17 protein-coding genes and 2 pseudogenes are annotated in these 20,528 nt (G+C 61.9%); 17 read left to right on the top strand and 2 right to left on the bottom strand.

Features of this window, described 5'->3' with window-relative positions; genetic code table 11:
- The first annotated feature begins 59 nt into the window (after positions 1 to 59).
- The 9 genes from MAAFP003_RS16285 (at position 60) to MAAFP003_RS16245 (ending at position 10,882) form a co-directional block, all read left to right on the top strand.
- Positions 60 to 1,628, top strand: a complete 1,569-nt coding sequence (locus MAAFP003_RS16285) for a flavin-containing monooxygenase (protein ID WP_096288492.1) — start codon at positions 60 to 62, stop codon at positions 1,626 to 1,628.
- 89 nt (positions 1,629 to 1,717) lie between these two features.
- On the top strand, positions 1,718 to 3,175 hold the full coding sequence (locus MAAFP003_RS16280; RefSeq protein WP_014805691.1) for a cytochrome P450: 1,458 nt from the start codon (positions 1,718 to 1,720) through the stop codon (positions 3,173 to 3,175).
- Positions 3,172 to 3,825: a transglutaminase-like domain-containing protein gene (locus MAAFP003_RS16275; protein WP_014805690.1), complete on the top strand. Its 654-nt coding sequence runs from the start codon at positions 3,172 to 3,174 to the stop codon at positions 3,823 to 3,825. Before MAAFP003_RS16280 ends, MAAFP003_RS16275 begins: the two co-directional genes overlap by 4 nt.
- Positions 3,826 to 3,851: 26 nt before the next feature.
- Entirely contained in the window at positions 3,852 to 5,471 is a 1,620-nt protein-coding gene (locus MAAFP003_RS16270; RefSeq protein ID WP_096291206.1) for a fatty acid--CoA ligase, read from the top strand.
- A gap of 38 nt (positions 5,472 to 5,509) precedes the next feature.
- On the top strand, positions 5,510 to 6,655 hold the full coding sequence (locus MAAFP003_RS16265) for an acyl-CoA dehydrogenase family protein (protein ID WP_014805688.1): 1,146 nt from the start codon (positions 5,510 to 5,512) through the stop codon (positions 6,653 to 6,655).
- Positions 6,656 to 6,701: 46 nt separating this feature from the next.
- Entirely contained in the window at positions 6,702 to 7,760 is a 1,059-nt protein-coding gene (locus MAAFP003_RS16260; RefSeq protein WP_014805687.1) for a BtrH N-terminal domain-containing protein, read from the top strand.
- 93 nt (positions 7,761 to 7,853) lie between these two features.
- Positions 7,854 to 8,264, top strand: coding sequence for an SCP2 sterol-binding domain-containing protein (locus MAAFP003_RS16255; protein ID WP_096288487.1), 411 nt, complete (start codon positions 7,854 to 7,856; stop codon positions 8,262 to 8,264).
- 152 nt (positions 8,265 to 8,416) lie between these two features.
- Positions 8,417 to 9,523, top strand: coding sequence for an NDMA-dependent alcohol dehydrogenase (locus MAAFP003_RS16250; protein ID WP_064897367.1), 1,107 nt, complete (start codon positions 8,417 to 8,419; stop codon positions 9,521 to 9,523).
- Between the two features lie 159 nt (positions 9,524 to 9,682).
- Positions 9,683 to 10,882, top strand: a complete 1,200-nt coding sequence (locus MAAFP003_RS16245; RefSeq protein WP_064897365.1) for an acyl-CoA dehydrogenase family protein — start codon at positions 9,683 to 9,685, stop codon at positions 10,880 to 10,882.
- A 40-nt stretch (positions 10,883 to 10,922) separates the two neighbouring features.
- Here the strand turns inward: MAAFP003_RS16245 and MAAFP003_RS16240 are convergent.
- Positions 10,923 to 11,365: pseudogene (locus MAAFP003_RS16240) on the bottom strand (DDE-type integrase/transposase/recombinase); the annotation flags it as partial.
- A gap of 69 nt (positions 11,366 to 11,434) precedes the next feature.
- Between MAAFP003_RS16240 and MAAFP003_RS16235 the strand changes: the two are divergent.
- From MAAFP003_RS16235 to MAAFP003_RS16195, 8 genes and pseudogenes are all read left to right on the top strand, one after another.
- Positions 11,435 to 12,596, top strand: a pseudogene (locus tag MAAFP003_RS16235) (IS3 family transposase).
- A gap of 614 nt (positions 12,597 to 13,210) precedes the next feature.
- Positions 13,211 to 14,122, top strand: a complete 912-nt coding sequence (locus MAAFP003_RS29395) for a hypothetical protein (protein ID WP_174551595.1) — start codon at positions 13,211 to 13,213, stop codon at positions 14,120 to 14,122.
- A complete protein-coding gene (locus MAAFP003_RS16220) occupies positions 14,119 to 14,862 on the top strand; it encodes a nucleotidyl transferase AbiEii/AbiGii toxin family protein (RefSeq protein WP_005110607.1) in 744 nt (247 codons plus the stop codon). Before MAAFP003_RS29395 ends, MAAFP003_RS16220 begins: the two co-directional genes overlap by 4 nt.
- Positions 14,863 to 15,039: 177 nt before the next feature.
- Positions 15,040 to 16,155, top strand: a complete 1,116-nt coding sequence (locus MAAFP003_RS16215) for a CBASS cGAMP-activated phospholipase (protein WP_070949315.1) — start codon at positions 15,040 to 15,042, stop codon at positions 16,153 to 16,155.
- Positions 16,142 to 17,155: an SMODS domain-containing nucleotidyltransferase gene (locus MAAFP003_RS16210; RefSeq protein ID WP_005110610.1), complete on the top strand. Its 1,014-nt coding sequence runs from the start codon at positions 16,142 to 16,144 to the stop codon at positions 17,153 to 17,155. The genes MAAFP003_RS16215 and MAAFP003_RS16210 overlap by 14 nt, the downstream gene beginning before the upstream one ends.
- Positions 17,152 to 18,927: a ThiF family adenylyltransferase gene (locus tag MAAFP003_RS16205; RefSeq protein WP_005110612.1), complete on the top strand. Its 1,776-nt coding sequence runs from the start codon at positions 17,152 to 17,154 to the stop codon at positions 18,925 to 18,927. Before MAAFP003_RS16210 ends, MAAFP003_RS16205 begins: the two co-directional genes overlap by 4 nt.
- Positions 18,924 to 19,166 (top strand): hypothetical protein, encoded by a 243-nt coding sequence (locus MAAFP003_RS16200; protein WP_005110614.1) that lies wholly within the window; start codon positions 18,924 to 18,926, stop codon positions 19,164 to 19,166. Before MAAFP003_RS16205 ends, MAAFP003_RS16200 begins: the two co-directional genes overlap by 4 nt.
- 349 nt (positions 19,167 to 19,515) lie before the next feature.
- On the top strand, positions 19,516 to 20,052 hold the full coding sequence (locus tag MAAFP003_RS16195; protein ID WP_005110615.1) for an HD domain-containing protein: 537 nt from the start codon (positions 19,516 to 19,518) through the stop codon (positions 20,050 to 20,052).
- Positions 20,053 to 20,060: 8 nt separating this feature from the next.
- On the opposite strand, the gene MAAFP003_RS16190 is transcribed toward MAAFP003_RS16195, so the two are convergent.
- Positions 20,061 to 20,528: an NUDIX hydrolase gene (locus tag MAAFP003_RS16190; protein ID WP_005110618.1), complete on the bottom strand. Its 468-nt coding sequence runs from the start codon at positions 20,526 to 20,528 to the stop codon at positions 20,061 to 20,063.

Here is a 20,528-nt window from a genome sequence, read left to right as displayed (position 1 = left end):
CTACACCTACACTTACACCACCTCCACCGCCGCAGCGTGAAGTCAGTCGTCTCTGCCTCATGAGCAGCAACTTCGCGACGGCCTGTCGCGCATACGATCCGTCGATCGTGATCATCGGGGCCGGCTTCGCCGGGGTTGCGATGGCCCACCGGCTGAAGAAGGACGGGTTCACGAACTTCACGATCCTGGAAAAGGCTGCAGACATCGGGGGTGTTTGGCGTGACAACACCTATCCGGGAGCGGCCTGCGACGTGCCGTCAGCGTTGTACTCACTCTCGTACAAGCCCAATCCTCGTTGGTCACGGCGGTATGCCGAGCAACCCGAGATACTCGAGTACCTCCAACGACTCGTGGAGAGTGGCGGACTGGCCGCACATCTACGCACACAGACCGAAGTTGTCGACCTGACCTTCGACGATCAGTCCGGGCGTTGGACCCTGGCTACGAGCTCGAACGAGACGATATGCTGTGATGTCGTCGTCTCGGCCGTGGGTCAGCTCTCCTTACCCCACATACCGGATATCGCCGACGCAGACACCTTTCAGGGGCCGCGCTTTCATTCGGCGCGTTGGGACCGATCGGTTTCGCTTCGCGGCAAGCAAGTAGCCGTCATCGGCACAGGGGCAAGTGCGGTCCAATTCGTGCCACACATCGCCCGCGAGGCAGAGCATGTCACGCTGTATCAGCGCACGGCTCCGTGGATCTTGCCGAAGTGGGAAAGCAGGTATGGAGTCCTTCACCACAGGGTGAGCGAATTATTGCCGATGGCGCTGCGCCTCGAGCGTTTCGCGGTATGGCTACTTTTCGAGTTGCTCGCTGTGACGCTAGTCGACGCGAAGCCCCTCTCACGCGTTCTCGGTGCGATCGCGCGCCGCCACCTACATCGGCAGGTTGCTAGCCCATCTTTGCGCGAGCAATTGATGCCTTCCGACGCGCCAGGGTGCAAGCGAGTGCTGTTCTCGAATGATTACTATCCAGCAATCGCGAGTGATCGCGTGTCGTTGGTGCCGAAGGCTATCGCAGAGCTCTGCGACAAGGGTGTGAAGACCGTGGATGGAGAGTTTCGTCCTGCAGATGTCGTGATCTACGGAACCGGGTTTCGCGCCACCGATTTTCTCGCCCCGATGTCCGTGCGCGGCTCTCGCGGAGTCTCCTTGGCCGAGGTGTGGAAGACCCAGGCATACGCATATCTGGGCATCACTGTCCCCATGTTCCCGAACTTGTTCCTGCTTTATGGTCCCAACACGAATGTGGGCTCGGGGTCGATCCTCTACATGATCGAGTCACAAGTCCGTCACATCGCAACGCTCATCAAGGTCGTGGCTGCTCATCCGGGTCATGCGGTCGAGGTCAAGTCAGAGATCGCGCACCGTTACAACACGCGCTTGAGAAGGCGACTACGGAGGTCGGTGTGGGCGCTGTGTGCGAGCTGGTATCGAACCTCGAGTGGGGAAATCCCGACGAACTGGCCGGGGCCTACCTTGGTTTATCGACTCCTCACGCGGAAGCTGCGCGGCGGCGATTACGTCTTGAGAAGGGTCGGGCGTCTAAAGGTCGGAGGCCCCGCTGCACCGAGTCTGCCGGGTCCTGGGCCGGCCATGGGTGCGAGACGCGCACTTAACTCCTAGCCCAATATTGTCCAGATATTGACATCTAGCGCGCTTATGTAAAGACTAGCGATGACACGGTCAGAGCGGCTCAGCGTCCAGGAGGAACCATGACGAATCACCGTCTCGCACCCGCCCACCACGTGAAGGAGCGGTTGTCCTCTGTGATCATGGTGCCTGCGCCTCACGCCGTCGACGACAGATGGCGTCGATGGAGCCGGGACTGGCCGGTTCGTGAACTGGCACCGGCACCCGCGGGCAGTGGATTGAAAGCCGTCCGGGGGGATGCCGGACTGCCCTTCGTGGGTCACACGCTCGACTACATCCGATTCGGCTCGGATTTCAGTCGAGAGCGCTACGACCGTCTGGGTTCGGTGTCGTGGATGGGCGCGTTCGGCACCAAGATGGTGGTCATCGCCGGCCCGGACGCCACTCGAGAGGCGTTCACGAGCGAAGCGAAGGCATTCTCTCAGGATGGCTGGTCTTTCCTGATCGACGCCTTCTTCCATCGCGGTTTGATGCTCATGAGCTTCGACGAGCACTTGATGCACCGGCGCATCATGCAGGAGGCGTTTACGCGTCCGCGCCTGACCGGATACGTCGAACAGGTAACCCCATGCGTTCGCTCGGCAGTGCCTGCGTGGCCGGTGGGCCCGTCGGTTCGTATCTACCCACTGTTGAAGGAACTCACCCTCGACATAGCTACCGACGTCTTCATGGGCGGCCGTGGCAAGGACGAGAGCGATGCCGTCAACAAGGCGTTCGTCGCTACCGTCCGGGCGGCGAGTTCCCTTGTGCGTGTTCCGCTTCCGGGAACCAGATTCCGCGCTGGTGTGCAAGGGCGGCGCGTCTTGGAGGACTACTTCTTCCGGCATCTGCCGGCCGCGCGAGCCGGTGAAACGGAGGATCTGTTCGCTGCTCTCTGTCAAGCCACCACCGAAGACGGGGAGCGGTTTTCCGACGAGGATGTGGTGAATCACATGATCTTCTTGATGATGGCGGCCCACGACACATCGACGATCACCACCACAGCGGTCACCTATTTCCTTGCCAAGTATCCGCAGTGGCAGGAGGCAGCGGCTGCGGAAGCCGATGCCGTCGGTGACGGGTTGCCGGACATCGATGCCCTGGAGAAGATGACGGTCATCGACCTCGTGATCAAGGAAGCGCTCAGACTGCTTGCACCTGTTCCGCTGGTGATGCGCAAGACGGTTCGAGATGTCGCCATCGACGGATATCACATCCCCGCGAACATTTTGTGCGCCATAACGCCTGCCGTGAATCACTTCGATCGAACGATCTGGAGTGATCCGGAGCGGTTCGATCCCTCACGTTTCGACGAGCCTCGGCGCGAAGATCAACACCACCGATTCGCCTGGGTTCCGTTCGGAGGTGGAGCGCACAAGTGCATCGGCATGCAATTCGGGACGCTCGAGGTCAAGGCGATCCTGCACAGGATGCTGCGTTCGTTCACCTGGACGGTTCCGGAGAACTATCACGTCCGATGGGACAACACTTCGCTGCCCATTCCGGTGGACGGACTTCCGTTGGAAATGAAGCGCCGATGACCATTGACCACAGGCCCTACCTCGAACCCACGGAGTTCCTTGACTGGCAACAAGATTCGGTACGTGACTTCGTGTCATCGGCGATCCGTGGTGCCTGCGGCGACACCGAGAAGGCCATCGGCATCTTCACCGCGGTCCGCGACTCCATTTGGTACGACCCCTACACGGTGACCGATAACCCGCACGCCTATCGCGCCAGCACCGTCGCAACCGCAGAACGCGCCTACTGCGTTCCGAAGGCCGTGCTCTTGACTGCAGCGTGCCGAGCGGCGGGCATCCCGGCCCGGCTGGGGTTCGCCGACGTCCGAAACCACCTCCAGACCAAGACATTGCGCGAGCGGATGGGTGGTACCGACGTTTTCGTCTACCACGGTTACAGTCTCATGTTTCTCAACGGTGCGTGGGTAAAGGCGACCCCGGCGTTCAATCGCGAGCTGTGCGCACGTTTCGGTGTCTCGCCGATCGAATTCGACGGCCGTAGCGACGCGCTGCTCCATGGTTTCACCGGTGACGGCACCCAGCACATGGAGTATCTGCGCGACCGGGGAGCCTACGACGATCTACCCCTGGCAGACATCCTGCAAGCACTGAGAACGTATTACGGCACATTCATCGACCAGCCGAACTGTCGTCCCGACCTCTTCGCCTGAAAGGGCACTACGCGATGCAAAGCACGATGCAAGATGTTCCGCTCACGGTTTCGGCGATCGTTCAGCATGCGGCAGCCATACACGGTGACAGCGAGGTTGTCACTCCGACCGGAAATGGATATCGGAGAACGCTTTACCGCATTGTGCTGGCGCGAGTGGCTCGCCTTGCCAATGCGCTGCGCAGCCTTGGCATCACGGCGGACCAACGCGTGGCCACCTTCCAGTGGAGCAACCAGGAACATTTGGAGGCCTACTGTGCGGTTCCCTCCATGGGTGCGGTGCTGCACACTCTGAACATTCGTTTGGCTCCGGAGCAACTCGCGTACATCGCCAACCACGCGAGCGATCAGATTGTGCTAGTAGATGCTTCGGTTGCGCCGTTGTTGGCTTGCGCGCTCCCGGCGATGGCGTCGGTGCACACCGTCATCGCGACCGGGGAGGGCGACCTTGCCCCGCTACAGGGATGCGGGAAGACCGTTCTGCGTTACGAGGAAGTGCTTGCCGGCCAGGAAGAGTCATTTGACTGGCCTCGGCTCGACGAGCTGTCCGCCGCGGCCATGTGTTATACGAGCGGCACCACCGGGGATCCCAAAGGGGTCGTCTACAGTCACCGTTCGACGTACCTTCACTCCCTGACCGCCTGCACGGCTAACGCGTTGTCAGTTAGCGAGGCCGACCGTGTGCTGGCCATCGTCCCGATGTTTCACGCCAATGCGTGGGGGCTTATCTACGCAGCGTTGATGTCCGGTGCGGATCTGGTGCTGCCTGACCGGTATCTCCAAGCCGAACCGTTGGTGTCGATCATCGAAGACACCAGGCCGACCGTGGCCGGTGCAGTGCCGACGATCTGGAATGACGTCGACCGATATTTGGATTCGCACCCTGACCGAGACATTTCTTCACTGCGGCTGGTCGCATGCGGGGGATCTGCTGTTCCGCTTTCCCTGATGCGGGCGTTCGAAGAGAAGTACAACGTGCCCATTGTGCAGGCATGGGGTATGACCGAAACCTCTCCACTGGCTACCGTTGCACGCCCGGCTCGCGGAGCCGACGAGACGCGACGCTGGGAGATGCGCGCAAGCCAGGGTCGACCGATCTGCGGTGTCGAAATCCGGTTGCGGGACGACGACGGGAAAGACGTGCCGTGGGACGGTCGGTCAGTTGGGGAAATTCAGGCGCGCGGCCCTTGGATCACCGGTTCCTATTTCGGAGACAACGATACGGAGAAGTTCGATGAAGGATGGCTGCGTACCGGTGATGTGGGCAGGATCGACCCCCAGGGCTATCTGACACTGACCGACCGCTCGAAAGACGTCATCAAGTCAGGTGGCGAGTGGATCTCCTCGGTAGAGCTGGAAAACACGCTGATCGGGCACCCTGCCGTGTACGAAGCGGCGGTAGTCGGCGTCGCGGACGATAAATGGCAGGAAAGGCCGTTGGCGCTTGTCGTTGTCCACCCCGGAACCGACGTTGACATTGACCAACTCCGATCGTTCCTTTCGGGCAAAGTCGCCAAATGGTGGATTCCTGAGCGATGGAGCTTCGTGTCCGATATTCCGAGGACGAGCGTCGGAAAGTACGACAAAAAGGCCATCCGTGCCCGCCACTCTGCCGGCGAATACCTCATCGAAATCGAAACGTCATAACGTCGAATCCCAGGAATTCCAACAGTCGGAAGGTAATCATGTCCTCACCAATCTCTCCCTGGATGAATGCCGAATTACTCGAGCTTCGTGACCTCGCTGCGAAGTTCTTCTCGGCCGAATTGGCGCCGCATGCGAACCGCTTTGCAGACCAGCACCACGTCGACCGAGAACTGTGGAACCGAGCGGGCGAGCTGGGCCTGCTCTGCATGTCTATACCTGAGGAATACGGCGGAGGCGGTGGCACTTTCGCGCACGAAGCGGTCGTGCTCGAAGAGCAGGCCCGCATCGGTGACAGCTCATGGGGCGCGGGACTGCACAGCGGAATCGTCGCCCACTACATCCTGCAGTACGCGACTGAAGAGCTGCGCGCGCAGTGGCTTCCCAAGATGGCGTCCGGTGAAATGATCGGGGCGATCGCCATGACAGAACCGGGGACCGGGTCCGATCTCCAGAGCGTCAAGACAAAGGCCCTCCTTGACGGTGACGAGTACGTGATCACCGGCTCCAAGACTTTCATCACCAACGGCCAACAGGCCGACCTCATCATCGTTGTTGCCAAGACAGATCCGAGCCAGGGCGCTGCGGGCATCTCTTTGATCGCTGTCGAGGCTGACCGGGTGGGATTCCGGCGGGGCAAGGTTCTCGACAAAATCGGCCAGCGCGGCCAGGACACCTCCGAGTTGTTCTTCGATGAAGTGAGAGTTCCGCGCTCGCATCTACTGGGCCAGGCTGAGGGACAGGGCTTCATTCAGCTGATGACGCAGCTGCCACAAGAGCGACTCATCGTCGCGGTGGGGGCTGTCGCAGCGATGGAACTTGCCCTGGAGCAGACGCTCAAGTATACGCGTGAGCGGGAGGCGTTCGGTCGGCCTGTCTTTGGCTTTCAGAACACCAAGTTCACGCTGGCTGAAGCCGCGACCGAAACGCGCATCGCACGAGTGTTCCTCGACTACTGCATCGACCTGCACCTTGCGGGTCAACTCGACGTGCAGACCGTCGCCATGGCGAAGTGGTGGACCACTGAGCGAGCGATGAAGGTACTCGATGACTGTATGCAGCTTCACGGCGGATATGGCTACATGACCGAGTACCCCATCTCGAGATTGTGGGTGGATCAGCGCGTGCAAAAAATCTATGCCGGCACGAACGAGGTGATGAAGGAAATCATCTCGCGTTCCCTATGACGCAGATGAGTTGCCGCCTGCACGTTAGTCACCTGGAGGAGGATTGATGGCATCGATGGTGGTGCCGTATCGCCACGACATGGGCGGCCATTGCGGATCGGGGGCTCTTCGGGATTTGACCGAATGGGCCGGGATCCGTTGGAGTGATGACACCCCGGACGAAGGCATCGTGTTTGCTCTCGGCGGGGCCCTCGACTTCTCGTATGTTCGCTCGGCCCACCTACGTCCACCGATCTACCTCGTTGGACGCAGCGCGGACCTCGAAGACGAATACTTGACCCGGTTGGGCGCGCGCTTCGAGTGTCGTTCGACAGACGACCCCGATCTCGGTTGGAAATGGGTGACCGAACATATCGATGCCGGTACGCCGGTCATGGTGTGGACTGACATCGCCGAATTACCCTATCTGAGAACGCGTCTGAGTATGAGCCGACACGATGTCGTGATCGTAGGGTACGACGACGACGAGGAACTCGCGTTCGTGGTTGATAACGATCGCGATACACCTCAAGCCGTGCCTTACGAGAATCTACGGAAGGCGCGGGCATCGACGGGATTTCCCGTCCCCACGCGGCACACCACCTACGTGGTCGAGTGGCCCGGCGCCGCACCAGATCTCGGCAATGCTGCCCGGTCGGCCTTCCGTAGGTCCGCGGACGCGATGCAGGGTTCGTTTGTGAGCGCGCCGATCACCGAGGGCTCCGATTGTGAGATTCAGGTGCGTGGATTATCAGGGGTATCGACCTTTGTGGAGGACCTCAAGCGGTGGCCGGAGATCTTTGACGACGACACCCTCGACGGTGCCTTGTTTGCGCTGAGCGCCTTCATCGAAAAGGCTGGAACCGGAGGCGGTCTGTTCCGAGATCTGCAGGCACGTGGATGTCGACGCATCGCTGAAGAGTTGAGTTTCGAACCTGCGTTCCGAGCAGCGGAGGCTGCGAAGACCGCATCTGAGTTGTGGACCGCTGTTGCGCACACCGCATACAAACGCGGTGCAGATCCGCGCCGGCGAGCGAGTGGCGCCGCGTCCCTCGCTGCGCAGTTGCCGCGAGCCGAACGTCGACTTGCGGAGGCGCTGAGGGAGGCAGGGAATTTACTCCTATGAGTCCTGATTGCCTGTGGAGGAAATCAACCTGGGTGCGACCCAACGGATTTCTTTGTGAGTGCTTGGATTGCGTCAATAGAATGGAGATTCACGATGGCTGTCTTCGCTGATGCGGAAGAGGTTTACCGCTACCTCGCCGGCATCTTTCGACGAGGTTTGGAGAACGAAGACCTTGCGAACAGACTTGCCGGGTCCGGGGTGGTGTTACGGATCCACTACACCGATCCGGACGCGGTAGTAACCGTGGATATGCCGAAGAAGGTGATAGAGACCGGCGCGGACAGTGGCGTTACACCGAATGTCGAATTGTTCATGTCCGCGGATACCGGTAACAAGTTCTGGTTGGGAAAGGTGAACTTGACCATGGCGATGGCCAAAGGAACTGTACGAGCGAAAGGTCCTGTCACGAAACTGATCAAGCTCATACCGCAGGCCAAAAACCTCTTTCCAGAATATCGGGCAATCCTCGAAGCCGACAAGCGTCACGACCTGCTCAATGTGTGATGTCGGTGCGGTACCGCGCCCGGGCCCGGGTGAGCGGCCGGCGCGGGCCTCTGGGCGATGTGCCCGGAGATCATCCAGGACAGTTCGCGCGACCACCGTGCGCGGTCGGGATAACTACTCGAGAAGCGTAATTCGATAGAAGGGACTTCAACATGAAGACACGTGCCGCTGTTTTGTGGGGCTTGGAGCAGAAGTGGGAGGTCGAAGAAGTCGAGTTGGATCCGCCAGGTCCCGGGGAGGTCCTCGTGCGGCTGACGGCCACCGGCTTGTGCCATTCCGACGAACATCTGGTGACCGGCGACCTCCCGATCCCATTGCCGGTAGTAGGGGGCCATGAGGGTGCCGGCACAGTCGTGGAGTGCGGCGAAGGGGTTGAGGAACTGTCCGACGGTGATTCTGTCATCTTGACCTTCCTTCCCTCGTGTGGGCGCTGCTCGTACTGCGCGCGCGGCATGGGCAATCTCTGTGAGTTGGGAGCGGCGCTCATGATGGGACCGCAGATCGACGGCACCTATCGCTTTCACGCACGAGGCGAGGACGTCGGGCAGATGTGTTTGCTCGGGACGTTTTCCGAGTACACAGTGGTGCCGCAGGCATCCGTGGTCAAGATTGACGGCGGAATCCCCCTGGATCGGGCAGCCTTGATCGGTTGCGGCGTCACGACCGGTTACGGATCTGCGGTGCGGACTGGGGAGGTGCGCGCCGGGGACACCGTCGTGGTAGTGGGAACAGGCGGGATCGGAATGAATGCGATTCAGGGCGCGCGAATCGCGGGAGCGCTAGCGATTGTGGCGGTCGATCCGGTGAAGTTCAAGCGAGAGCAAGCGAGCGGGTTCGGTGCGACGCACACCGCGGCCTCGATGGATGAAGCTTGGTCGCTGGTCAGCGATATGACGCGGGGCAAGCTGGCTGATGTCTGCATCCTCACCACCGATGTGGCTGAGGCCTCCTACACCGCGGAAGCGCTGGCCTTGGTCGGAAAGCGCGGACGCGTCGTGGTCACGGCCATCGGGCACCCCGACGACTCATCGATCTCAGGATCACTGCTTGAAATGACGCTTTACGAGAAGCAGATTCGTGGCGCTTTGTATGGCTCATCCAATGCGCCACACGATATTCCGCGACTGGTCGAGCTGTACTCCGCGGGGCTGTTGAAGCTCGACGAGTTGGTCACCCGCGAATACTCCCTCGACCAAATCAATGAGGGCTACCAGGATATGCGTTCAGGAAAAAATATCCGAGGGCTGGTCCGGTTCTGAAGAGCATCATGCCCACTGCTGTCTTCATGTCCTTGCGTTGCTGCAGATCATGCGGCCGGGCCGCTTGGGTGGTTGGCGTCGGGCCCTTCTTTCCCGTCGTGAGGACGGCAAGCATCAGACCCCTCATCGATCATCTATCACATTCTCTGGGAGGCTGAGATGACGGACGCTGGCACGACCACGGCAAGCAGGGATGGGGCTGCTCGTTTCGCTATCGCCCCGGAGGTGTGGACCACGCCGGAGCGACGAGCGCTGAGCCAAATGGCGCGGTCTTTCGTCGAACGTGAAATCGCGCCGAAGCTAGCGGAATGGGAGCACGTGGGTGAGATTCCGCGCGACCTGCATCTCAATGCTGCCGAGGTGGGGCTTCTCGGAATCGGGTTCCCGGAAGAAGTCGGCGGCAGCGGCGGCAATGCGATTGACTCTGCACTGGTCACTGAGGCCATCCTGGCCGCAGGCGGGTCCACTGGCGTCTGCGCCGCCTTGTTCACCCATGGCATTGCCCTTCCCCACATTGCCGCCAATGGCTCCGACGCCCTGATTCAACGATATGTCCGTCCTACGCTCGCAGGAAAGATGATCGGCTCGCTGGGCGTTACCGAGCCTGGGGCAGGCTCAGATGTCGCGAATTTGCGCACACGCGCGGTGCGCGAAGGGGACACCTACGTGGTCAACGGAGCAAAGACGTTCATCACCAGCGGAGTTCGAGCGGACTTCGTTACTACGGCGGTACGCACCGGCGGACCGGGTTACGGTGGAGTTTCATTGCTTGTGATCGACAAGAATTCGCCTGGATTCGAAGTGTCCCGCCGGTTAGACAAGATGGGGTGGCGATGTAGCGACACCGCCGAGTTGTCTTTCGTCGACGTTCGCGTACCGGCTGACAACCTGGTGGGGGCAGAGAACAGTGGGTTTTTGCAGATCATGCAGCAATTTCAGGCTGAACGGCTCGGCATCGCCGTCCAGGCGTACGCGACGGCGGGTCGGGCTCTCGACCTTGCCAAGAGTTGGGCGCGGGAACGTGAAACGTTCGGTAGACCCTTGACGGGGCGCCAGATCATTCGCCATAAGCTTGCGGAGATGGCTCGACAGGTCGACGTGGCGTGCACCTACACCCGTGCGGTCATGCAGAGGTGGCTAGCGGGGGAGGATGTCGTTGCCGAGGTGTCGATGGCCAAGAACACCGCTGTGTATGCGTGCGACTACGTGGTCAATGAGGCGGTTCAGATCTTCGGTGGGATGGGCTACATGCGTGAGTCTGAGATCGAGAGACACTATCGAGATTGCCGAATTCTCGGAATAGGCGGCGGCACCAACGAAATCATGAACGAGGTCATCGCCAAACGTATCGGACTCTAGCTACTTGATTGAATCGCCCTGACTTTCCCGGAGGCTCGGGTTATTGGATTCCGGCCAGGGGTTGGTCGGTCCCATGTGCATCGTAGAACGCGGCTTCGAACTCGGTGGGTGGGATGTCATTAAGGTAGCTGTGTAAGCGGCTGGTGTTGTGCCAGTACACCCAGCTCAGGGTCGCGAGTTCGACGTCCTCGACGGTCTTCCACGGCCTGGTGCGGACTGGCCCGTAGATCAGCTCCGCCTTGTAGTAGCCGTTCACCGTCTCCAGGGCATTATCGTAGCTGTCTCCGATCGTGCCGATCGAGGGGACCGCTCCGATCTCGGCGAGCCGTTCGCCATAGCGGATAGAGGTGAATTGCGATCCGGCATCGGAGTGACATGTCAAGCCCGGCAACGTGTTTCCGCGTCACCAACGAGCCATCTCCAACGCATCCAGCACCATGGTGGTACGCATGTGCGACGCTACCCGCCAGCCCACGATCATCGGGTCTGCTGCACCAATAGGTGACATCTGAGTTGGCTTGCCCAAAGCGGGCGGGCTGGAAGGATGTCAGTGTGCCTAGGCCCTACCCCCGTGAATTTCGCGACGACGTCGTCCGCGTTGCCCGTAACCCGACGACGGGGTGACGATCGAGCAGATCGCCACCGATTTCGGCGTGCACCCGATGACGTTGACCAAGTGGATGCGCCAAGCCGACGTCGACGAGGGCGCCAAGCCGGGTAAGAGCACCAATGACTCCGCTGATCTGCGCGAGCTACGACGCCGAAATCGGTTGTTGGAACAAGAGAATGAAGTCTTACGGCGGGCAGCGGCGTACTTGTCGCAGGCCAATCTGCCGGGAAAAGGGTCTACCCGCTCGTAAGTGAGCTCGCCGCCGACGGGATTCCCGTCGCGGTGACGCGCCGGGTACTCAAGCTCGCCCGCCAGCCCTACTACCGCTGGCGGGCAAATCCCATCACCGATGCCGAACTCGTCGAGGCATACCGCGCCAACGCCCTGTTCGACGCGCACGGCGAGGACCCCGAGTTCGGCTACCGCTACCTCGTCGAGGAGGCCCGTGAGGCCGGCGAGCCGATGGCCGAGCGCACCGCCTGGCGCATCTGCTCACAGCAGCAGTTGTGGAGCGTGTTCGGCAAGAAGCGCGACAAGAACGGCAAACCAGGACCGCCGGTGCACGACGATCTGGTCCAGCGCGACTTCACCGCTGAAACGCCAAACATGTTGTGGCTCAGCGACATAACTGAGCATTACACCGGCGAGGGCAAGCTCTACCTCTGCGCGATCAAGGATGCATTCTCCAACCGCATCGTGGGTTATTCGATCGACTCCCGAATGAAGTCACGCCTGGCGACCGCCGCGCTGCGCAACGCGGTCGGCCGCCGTGGGGTGGTCGCCGGCTGCGTGGTTCACACGGACAGAGGGTCGCAGTTTCGAAGTCGAAAGTTCGTCCAGGCCCTGCACCATCACGGCATGGTCGGCCCAATGGGACGTGTCGGCGCGGCCGGCGACAACGCGGCGATGGAGAGCTTCTTCAGCCTGCTGCAGAAGAACGTCCTCGACCGCCGCCGCTGGGCCACCCGAGAGGAGCTGCGGATCGCCATCGTCACTTGGATCGAACGCACCTACCACCGACGTCGCCGCCAAGGCGCCCTCGGCCGGTTGACCCCCGTCGAATACGAAGCCATCATGACCACGACGGCCAGTCAGGCCGCGTGACCGAAATTGTCACCTGATCGTGCAGCAGACCCACTTCCTGATAGAGCTTGGCACAGGCCTCTTTGGTAGGTGCACCGTCCTCGCGTGAGTCAGATGCATCGGGGTCGGGAGGCATATTAGACACGGCACGACCTTAGGACGGCGGTCTCACATGTCACGCCGACGCGCCGTTTGCTGTGGTGGGTCTGCTCCCGCAGCGCGGGGACAATATGGAGACCTTTCGGTCACATCGGTCACATCTGTCACAGGCAGCAAACACTCCGAAACGACAACAACCCTGCCTGAGCAGTGCGTTTGCATGGTGCGCCGTCAGGGTTTCGAACCCCAGACCCGCTGATTAAGAGTCAGCGGCTGTCAGCGATGCCTGGGCTACCGGCGTCGCCGCGAAAACGTCAGAGTAGCCCTATCTGCTCAGGTTCCTCGACGCTAGACCCGTTAAACTCCACCAGCGTATGACGGATCAATGGACGGTTTTTACGCCACTGGTTGGTCGAAGTCAAACAACCAGAACGCTATTTATCGACAATAGGTTGTTTGACAAGTAGTCACTGAGTAGAGTAGTAGACGTGCTCTCTGCTTCGATTCCTGCCCGCTTGGTCGACGCAGGCGTGCGGATGGTGACTGGTGATGCACACAGCATCACATACCGAATCGATGGCCGCGCCGTAGTAGCGGACCTGGTTCTGGCAGAACGTGTGCCATCTCCGGCCGCAGTCCTTAGTCGTGTGCGCCGCCATCCAGGCCGCCGCGTATTCGTGGTGTGCGAGACCATCTCAGATGAGGCACGTTCAGCGCTCCTGGCTCAGGCTGACGTGGATCTCAGCGTCGGCAGCACCGGCGAACTGGTGCTCTCCGGGCGAACCTACCGAACGCCAACACCAGGACGGCCGCCCCGCGCCGCCAGCGAGCGCAGCTGGCGGCGGCGGGCGGCTGAACGGGTCTGTGTGCTTACGCGCGGTCACCTCCGCCAACGCGACATTGCCGCGGCCATCGGAGTTAGCCAGCAGGCGGTGTCCAAAATGACCGAGAAGGATCCGCTGCCGGACACGCCGATGACCGAGGCTGCGCGCCGGGAGCTCCTGGTGAAACTGGCATTGGTACCTGCGGACAGCGGACTTGTCGAAACGTACTGGTATGGAATGGATCCGGTAGTGGAGCAGGTGCGCAGTGCGACCCGACTCGGCGCCGAGCTCACCGTGCCGATCCTTGCTGGCGGCGAGGTCGCCGCCGACGTCCTGCGACCGTGGCGGGTACCAACCAGAGGTCTGGTCTATGCCAAAGAACTGGTCGACCTCTCCGAGTTCGGTTTGGTGGAGGCCACCGCCGAGGAAGCGACCTTGACTGTGCGGGTTCCCGCCGACCCGACCGTCTGGACGACCGCGGCCTGGTGGCGGCGGATTCGTGATACGCAGCGTTCCGACATCATCACTGTGGATCCAGTGATTGCGCTTCAGGACCTCAGCGGCGGTGCCGATCTTGGCGACGGTGCACCGCAGCATCTCAGCGACTGGATCGTGCACCGGTGACCGGAACAGCATCGGTGCAAATCGCCTGCACTGCGGTGGCCGACGACAACGGAATGCGTGCACTGCGCGACGTGGCCGCAGTCACTGCCGACATCGAGTACCGCGTCATCGGCGGTCACATGGTGCGACTGCTGCGGCACGTCTACAACGTGTCGGGCATACCGCGACTGACCTCCGACGCAGACACCGGGATCGACGTCAACGTGGCGTCCACCGGGAACCTCCACGATCGACTCACCGCACTGGGGTACACCGCTGAGTGCGGCAACCGCTACGAGCGGGGTGAGCAAGCGGTCGACCTCTTAGTTCCCACCGCAGCCAAACCAGGCAAGCGGATCATCGGCGAACGAGCCTTCGACGGAGCGCCAGGGCTGCGGTTGGCGCTCGCCCTACCGCCGATCGAAGTCGCCGTCACAGCCCGACTCACCGACGGCGACACGGTTGAGTTCGAAGTTCCGGTTCCCGACGTCGAGGCAGCATTCGTGTTGAAGATGCTGGCACGTACCGTTCGCGACTCCGAACGTGACCTCCAGGATATCGAGACACTACTGGAGATCGTCGCGTCACAACCCGATTACCACGCTTCGCCGTGGCGCCTGGGCGACCCCAAGATCACAAAGGCCGGCGAGCGCGGCGACGCTGCGCGTGTGGCAGCGCAGATGATCTCCAGTCCGCCGACGAGGGTGCCGGCCAGAGTGCGGGCGCTGCTCCGGCGCCATGTCGCCATCGTGTCGCGATGACGCACCAGCAGACAGTCGTTCGTTTCCGTGCGGCTACGCCGAGCGAAACGGTTTCGGTCTCGACGGAGCCGGCAAATGCTGAGCCGGAGCATTGACATGGCTGCTGGCTGCGCGGGTCCCCACGCCGGTGGCAATAACGGCTAGGTCGTTGTCGGCGGAGCGGCGTAGTCTAGTTACATGGATGTAGTTCCCGCGACGCCTGCCAACCTTGGTAATGGTACGTCCTCGCCGGGACCTGGCGAATTCGCCGCGCAGGTCTATCCAGCAGCCGAGCGCGAGGCGGCTGGCCCGCGCCCCGAGCGCTTCCAGGTCCTCGCTCTCGATGGAGGGGGCGCCAAGGCGTTGTTCACTGCGCATGTGCTTGCACGTCTGGAGCAGGATCTGGGCGTTAGGATCACCGATTCCTTCGACCTCATTGCTGGCACGTCGGCGGGCGGCATCGTCGCACTGGGTCTCGGTGCGGGCCTCACGCCGAAGGAGATTGTCTCCCACTACGAAGAACTGGTCGAGAAAGTCTTTCCGGCGTCGAGGCGGCGAGGATGGCGCCGACCACGGCAGCTGAGATCGCCCATCTATGACGCAGAGGCGCTGCGGCAAGCGTTGACCGGCGTCCTCGGAGCCCGACTCCTTGGCGACAGCACGAAGCGACTCGTCATTCCCGCGTGGGATGTACAACGCGGGGCCGTGCACATCTTCAAGACTCCGCACCACACACGGCTGACCCGCGACTGGCGCATACCGATGGTGGACGTTGCACTGGCGACCTCGGCGGCGCCGCTGTACTTCCCCGCGGCGTACGTCGACGGACACAGGCTCATTGACGGCGGAGTATGGGCCAACAACCCGGCTGTCGTCGCGATCGCCGAGGCCGTCAGCATGCTCGGTGTTCCTCTCGACGCGATTACCGTCCTCAACGTCGGCACCATTGATCAGCTGACCGATCACCCCAAGCGCTTGGACCGCGGCGGACTCTTACACTGGGCAAGACCGATTGCCCCGCTGATCCTTAACGCCAGCAGCCGTGGCGGACAGGGCCTCGCCGAACACTTGATCGGCAAATCCAACTACACGCGCTTCGACGCTCTAGTGCCCGGCGGCCTCTACGCACTGGACTCGGCGGACCCAAAGGACGTGGCCGGCCTCGCTGCCTCAGTCAGCCGAGAACTCAGCCCTAGCTACACCGCGAAATTCGCTGACCACCAGGCGCCCGCATACACACCGGTGAACGGACGCCGACACCGCGACGATCCGGGCAGCATTTCACACACGGAGGCCCCCAATGCAACTCGCTGACCACTTCAACGTCTTGCTGAAAGACACGGTCAATCTCAGCCAGTTCAAACTGGACCTACTCAACCAGCGCGTCGAAGCCATCTATAAGGCACTCAAAGCCGACGTCGAAATCGGTGCGCTGATCACCGGCAAGACGCCGCAAGGCTCCTGGGCACACCGCACGATCATCAACCCCGTCGGTGACAACGAGTTCGACGCCGACTTCATGCTCGACATGAGCCAGAACCCGGACTGGGCCGACAACCCCAAGACCTACATCGATGAGGTCTACGCAGCCCTGCATCGGCACAGCACCTACGGCACCATGCCGCACTCACGTAAGTGCCGCTGCGCGCGGCTCGTCTACGCCAACTCCATGCACGTCGACATCGTCCCTCACCTCAACCTGGCCGACGGTCGAGAGGTCATCGTCAACCGCGACGACAACGAGTGGGAGCTGACCAACCCGCAGGGTTTCACCGATTGGATGAAGAAACAGGACTCTATCGCCAGCGGGAACTTACGCAAAGTGATCAGACTCATGAAATACCTTCGTGATCACAAGAATTCGTTCACCGGCACACGTTCAGTCCTGCTGACCACCATGCTGGGGGAGCAGGTAACAGACTTGCGCAAGCTCCTGGACCCGAGTTACTACAGCAACGTCCCCACAACTCTTCTTCATGTCGTGCAAGACCTCGACACCTGGTTGCAAGCGAACCCGATCAAGCCCTCCATCGCCGACCCGTCCGGTTCCGGCGTGACGTTCGACCACCGGTGGGGACCAGACCCCGAGAGCGCTCAGGCGACCTACAGCTACTTCCGTGACCGAATCCACGTGCATGCCGCCGACATCGAAGCGGCCTACGAGGAGAAAGACAAAGACCGCAGTGTCCAGCTGTGGCAGAACATCTTCGGCGACGGATTCAAGGCGCCGGCCACAACAACCGCTAGCGCGAAGTTTCCAGCAGCCACCTCTGCCGCGGACTCAACAGTGGGGCGCTCTGGTCGGGCAGGGTGACCAGACGCCACCAGCCCACGCTGACGGGCTGGCAGAAGCATCTCCTCGCCGAACTCAAAGCGCTAGCGCAACAACGTCCCAACGAAATCCAGGTCCGAGGAAGACCCACGCTCGACGCTAGCGGCGAGGCGTCGCTCCGCATCTCGCTACGCACGGCCGCCATCCCGCATCATCCGGGTGGCCTGCAACTTCAAGAGACCGAGGAGTTCATCCTTCAGCTTCGCCCCTCTTCGTACTCGCTACCGGCTATCGACGTTGATCACACTCGGTTTCTCGGCTACCCCCATGTGCTCGCGGGTCAACGACTATGCATCTATTTGGATCCTTCACGGGAATGGCAGCCGACGCTTGGTGTGGCCGGCCTACTCACCCGCCTTTGGGACTGGCTCGTCGACGCGGCCGCCGGAAACTTCCACGCCGCCACCGCCATGTACCACGCTGTTGGCGGAGTGCCGCATCAGGCACATGACACACCGACGATCGTTACCCGAGAACCCGGACCGGCGAAGCGCCACCAAACGGCTCACCTGATCGCCCGGTCAACGCACCGATACGACCTGACGTACTCGCCTGGAGCTGCCGGGCATCGCGTACCGGTAATTACCCTGGCCACCGCGCTGCCGTTCGGTGCCGCATCCACATTCGCGCTACTGCTTGCTCTCCTGGACGACCCCTACCTTGACCGCCTCGAAGGACGGGCTCCCCGGATCGCACCGCAATCGCCGGCGTTCCTCACCGCCCTCCTGGCGAGTGCGTTACGAAATCACCACGACGCCGAGCAATACTTCGTCCTCGCCGTGCCGCACCCCGCTGGAGGCCCACCCCACCTCTTGGGCGGACGGCTCCCCACCCCAACGGCGAATGCGCTCCGCGAGGTCGCGCAGCAACGGGGTGTGGGGATTGTTCTCGACCCCGCGAAGATCAACACTGAAATCCCGATTGAGTGGTGCAGGATGTCCGACGAACGACCCGAAGTGACAACCCGTCGCGACGACGGCCGCCCCGTGAACGGATTTCAAGGAAAGACTGTCCACATCTGGGGCTGCGGCGGGCTCGGATCATGGATCGCCGAATTCATCGCTCGCGCAGGAGCATCGGAGATCACCGTGTGCGACCCTGGCATCGTCACCGGCGGCTTGCTCGTCCGACAAAACTACGTCGAAGACGACATTGGCCGTTCCAAAGCCGAGGCACTCGCTGGACGGCTCCGCGCGATCCGTGATGACCTGACGGTCACCGTCGCAGAAGGGCACCTCCCAGAAGACCACACGTCGTGCCTGGCAGCGGATCTCATCATCGACGCCACAGTGAACAACGGCATCACGAGCTGTCTCGATGCGTTGGCAACTGCGCCGACGCGAAAGGCATTGATCGCTCAGGTCGCCACAGACGCTCGCTCTGGCACGCTCGGCCTAGCCGTGCTGTGCGCCGCAAGCGCAACAGCGACAGTTTCCAGCATCGATCAAGACGCTGGCCGAACAATCCAGGGCGACAGCGGACTTGAGCTCTACCACACGCTGTGGCAAGAACCCAGCGATGACGAACTTATACCAACCAGGGGCTGCTCGGTCCCCACATTCCACGGCTCGGCAGCCGACCTCGTAGCGGTCGCAGCCACACTCGTCAACCTGATCGGAAGCCACCTCCAACAACCGGACTCCGCGGTTTCGGGCACACACCTCATCGCTCTGCCGCACGCGGCCAGCGGCCCCCGACACCACTTCCTCCCCGGTGTAACGCACCCCATGGATCACACAGCAGGGACAGAATGAGGGCAACGGAACGTCAACGCAATGCCCCATCAGAGGGCGTCATTGTCGAGCGTCTTCGCACCGAGGCAACCAACTGGATCAACGCCGTGGCGCTCCAATCAGGACGCATCGACCGACGCTTCAACAAGCGGCACGCCGACCACGTGGAACTCCAAACTCTTGAACGTGACCTGCACTTCTTCCTGTTAGCGGCGGTACGCCTTCGCCGCTGTATCGAGCAGGTGTCTCGATACCAGTAAAGAAAGTTCTCACATCGCAGGTCAGCGACGGTCAGGCTATTGGTCCGGCCTGCCGCTCGCGGCGTCTCGATGCGGCGAGCAGCGAGGGCAGCTGCGCCTCGTCGTGATGCCAGCCCTGTGGCCTGCGACTTAGTTCCGGCGCCGGTCGTGGGTGCATGTATGCGTGGCGGCGGACGGAGGGCGGAGCGCAGGGAGCGGCGCGGACGGGAGCGCCAGCGGACGGGAGCAGAGCGAGCGTAGCGAAGCCTGCTGGTGGCCGCCGGTTCCTGCGGGTCGCGGGTGTCCAGGATCTGCGCCATCAGCCGCGACGGGGCTGCGGCATGGTGCTGGGGCTCGTAGGCTGGCGGTTGTGAGCGTAGTTTTGGCGCAGCGTGCACGGCGCGAGGCCGAGGCGCGGCTGGCTGAGCAGCCGCGGCGGTTGGCGCATGTCCGGGGGGTCGCGACGACTGCCGAGCGGTTGAGCCGGCGTTTCGATGCTCAAACGGCGGACTGTCTGGTCGCGGCGGGGTGGTTGCACGATATCGGTTACGCACCGTCGGTGCGCCGGACCGGTTTTCATCCCCTTGATGGAGCGGAGTTCGTGCGATCGGCGGGTTTCGGGGAGCTGGTCGCTTCCTTGGTGGCCTTTCATACCGGAGCGCACGCGGAGGCTGCCGAGCGGGGCTTGTCGGGTTTGTCCGCGTTCAGCGATCCGCCCAGCAATGTCCTTGATGCGTTGACTTTTTGCGATCTGACGACTGGACCTGACGGGGCGCCGATATCACCGCGAGATCGACTACGCGACGTGTTGGCGCGTTATGGATCCGAGGACCCGGTGCACCGGGCGGTCGACGCGGGCCGCGACGAATTGTTGGCGGCGGTCCGGCGAGTACGCGACTGGCTGTAGCCCAGCGGTCAGCCGAGGTAGGGGCTGTCGCGGCGTTGCAGGTAGTGCTCGACGCGCAGTCGCATCGACGGATGCATATCCAGGCCAGCGATGTCGTCGGGGGCAGTCCAGGCGATGTCGGTGCTTTCGTGGTCGATGGCGAGGGTCCCGCCGAGCACCGTGGTGGCGAACAGTAGCGAGAATTGTTGGCGCACTTCGCCATCGGTGAACGCGACCACGTGGTGGGGGTTGGTGTAGACACCGACCAGACCCGTGACTTCGACGTCGAGCCCGGTTTCTTCTTTGACTTCCCGCACGGCGGTGTCGGCGATGGTTTCGCCGATGTCGTGTCCGCCGCCGGGTAACGCCCACAGGGTGTTGTCGCGGCGTTTGATCAGCAGAATACGACCTTGTTCGTCGGTGACGATGGCCGAGGCGGACGGAACGACACTGTTGGGCGCCGGGGCGTTGGGGTCATTGTAGTAGTCGGTGCGCAT

The organism is Mycobacterium ahvazicum, assembly GCF_900176255.2.
GTDB classification, from domain to species: Bacteria; Actinomycetota; Actinomycetes; order Mycobacteriales; family Mycobacteriaceae; genus Mycobacterium; species Mycobacterium ahvazicum.
The sequence above is the reverse complement of the archived record's forward strand: the minus strand, read 5'-3'. Positions and strand labels throughout refer to the sequence as shown.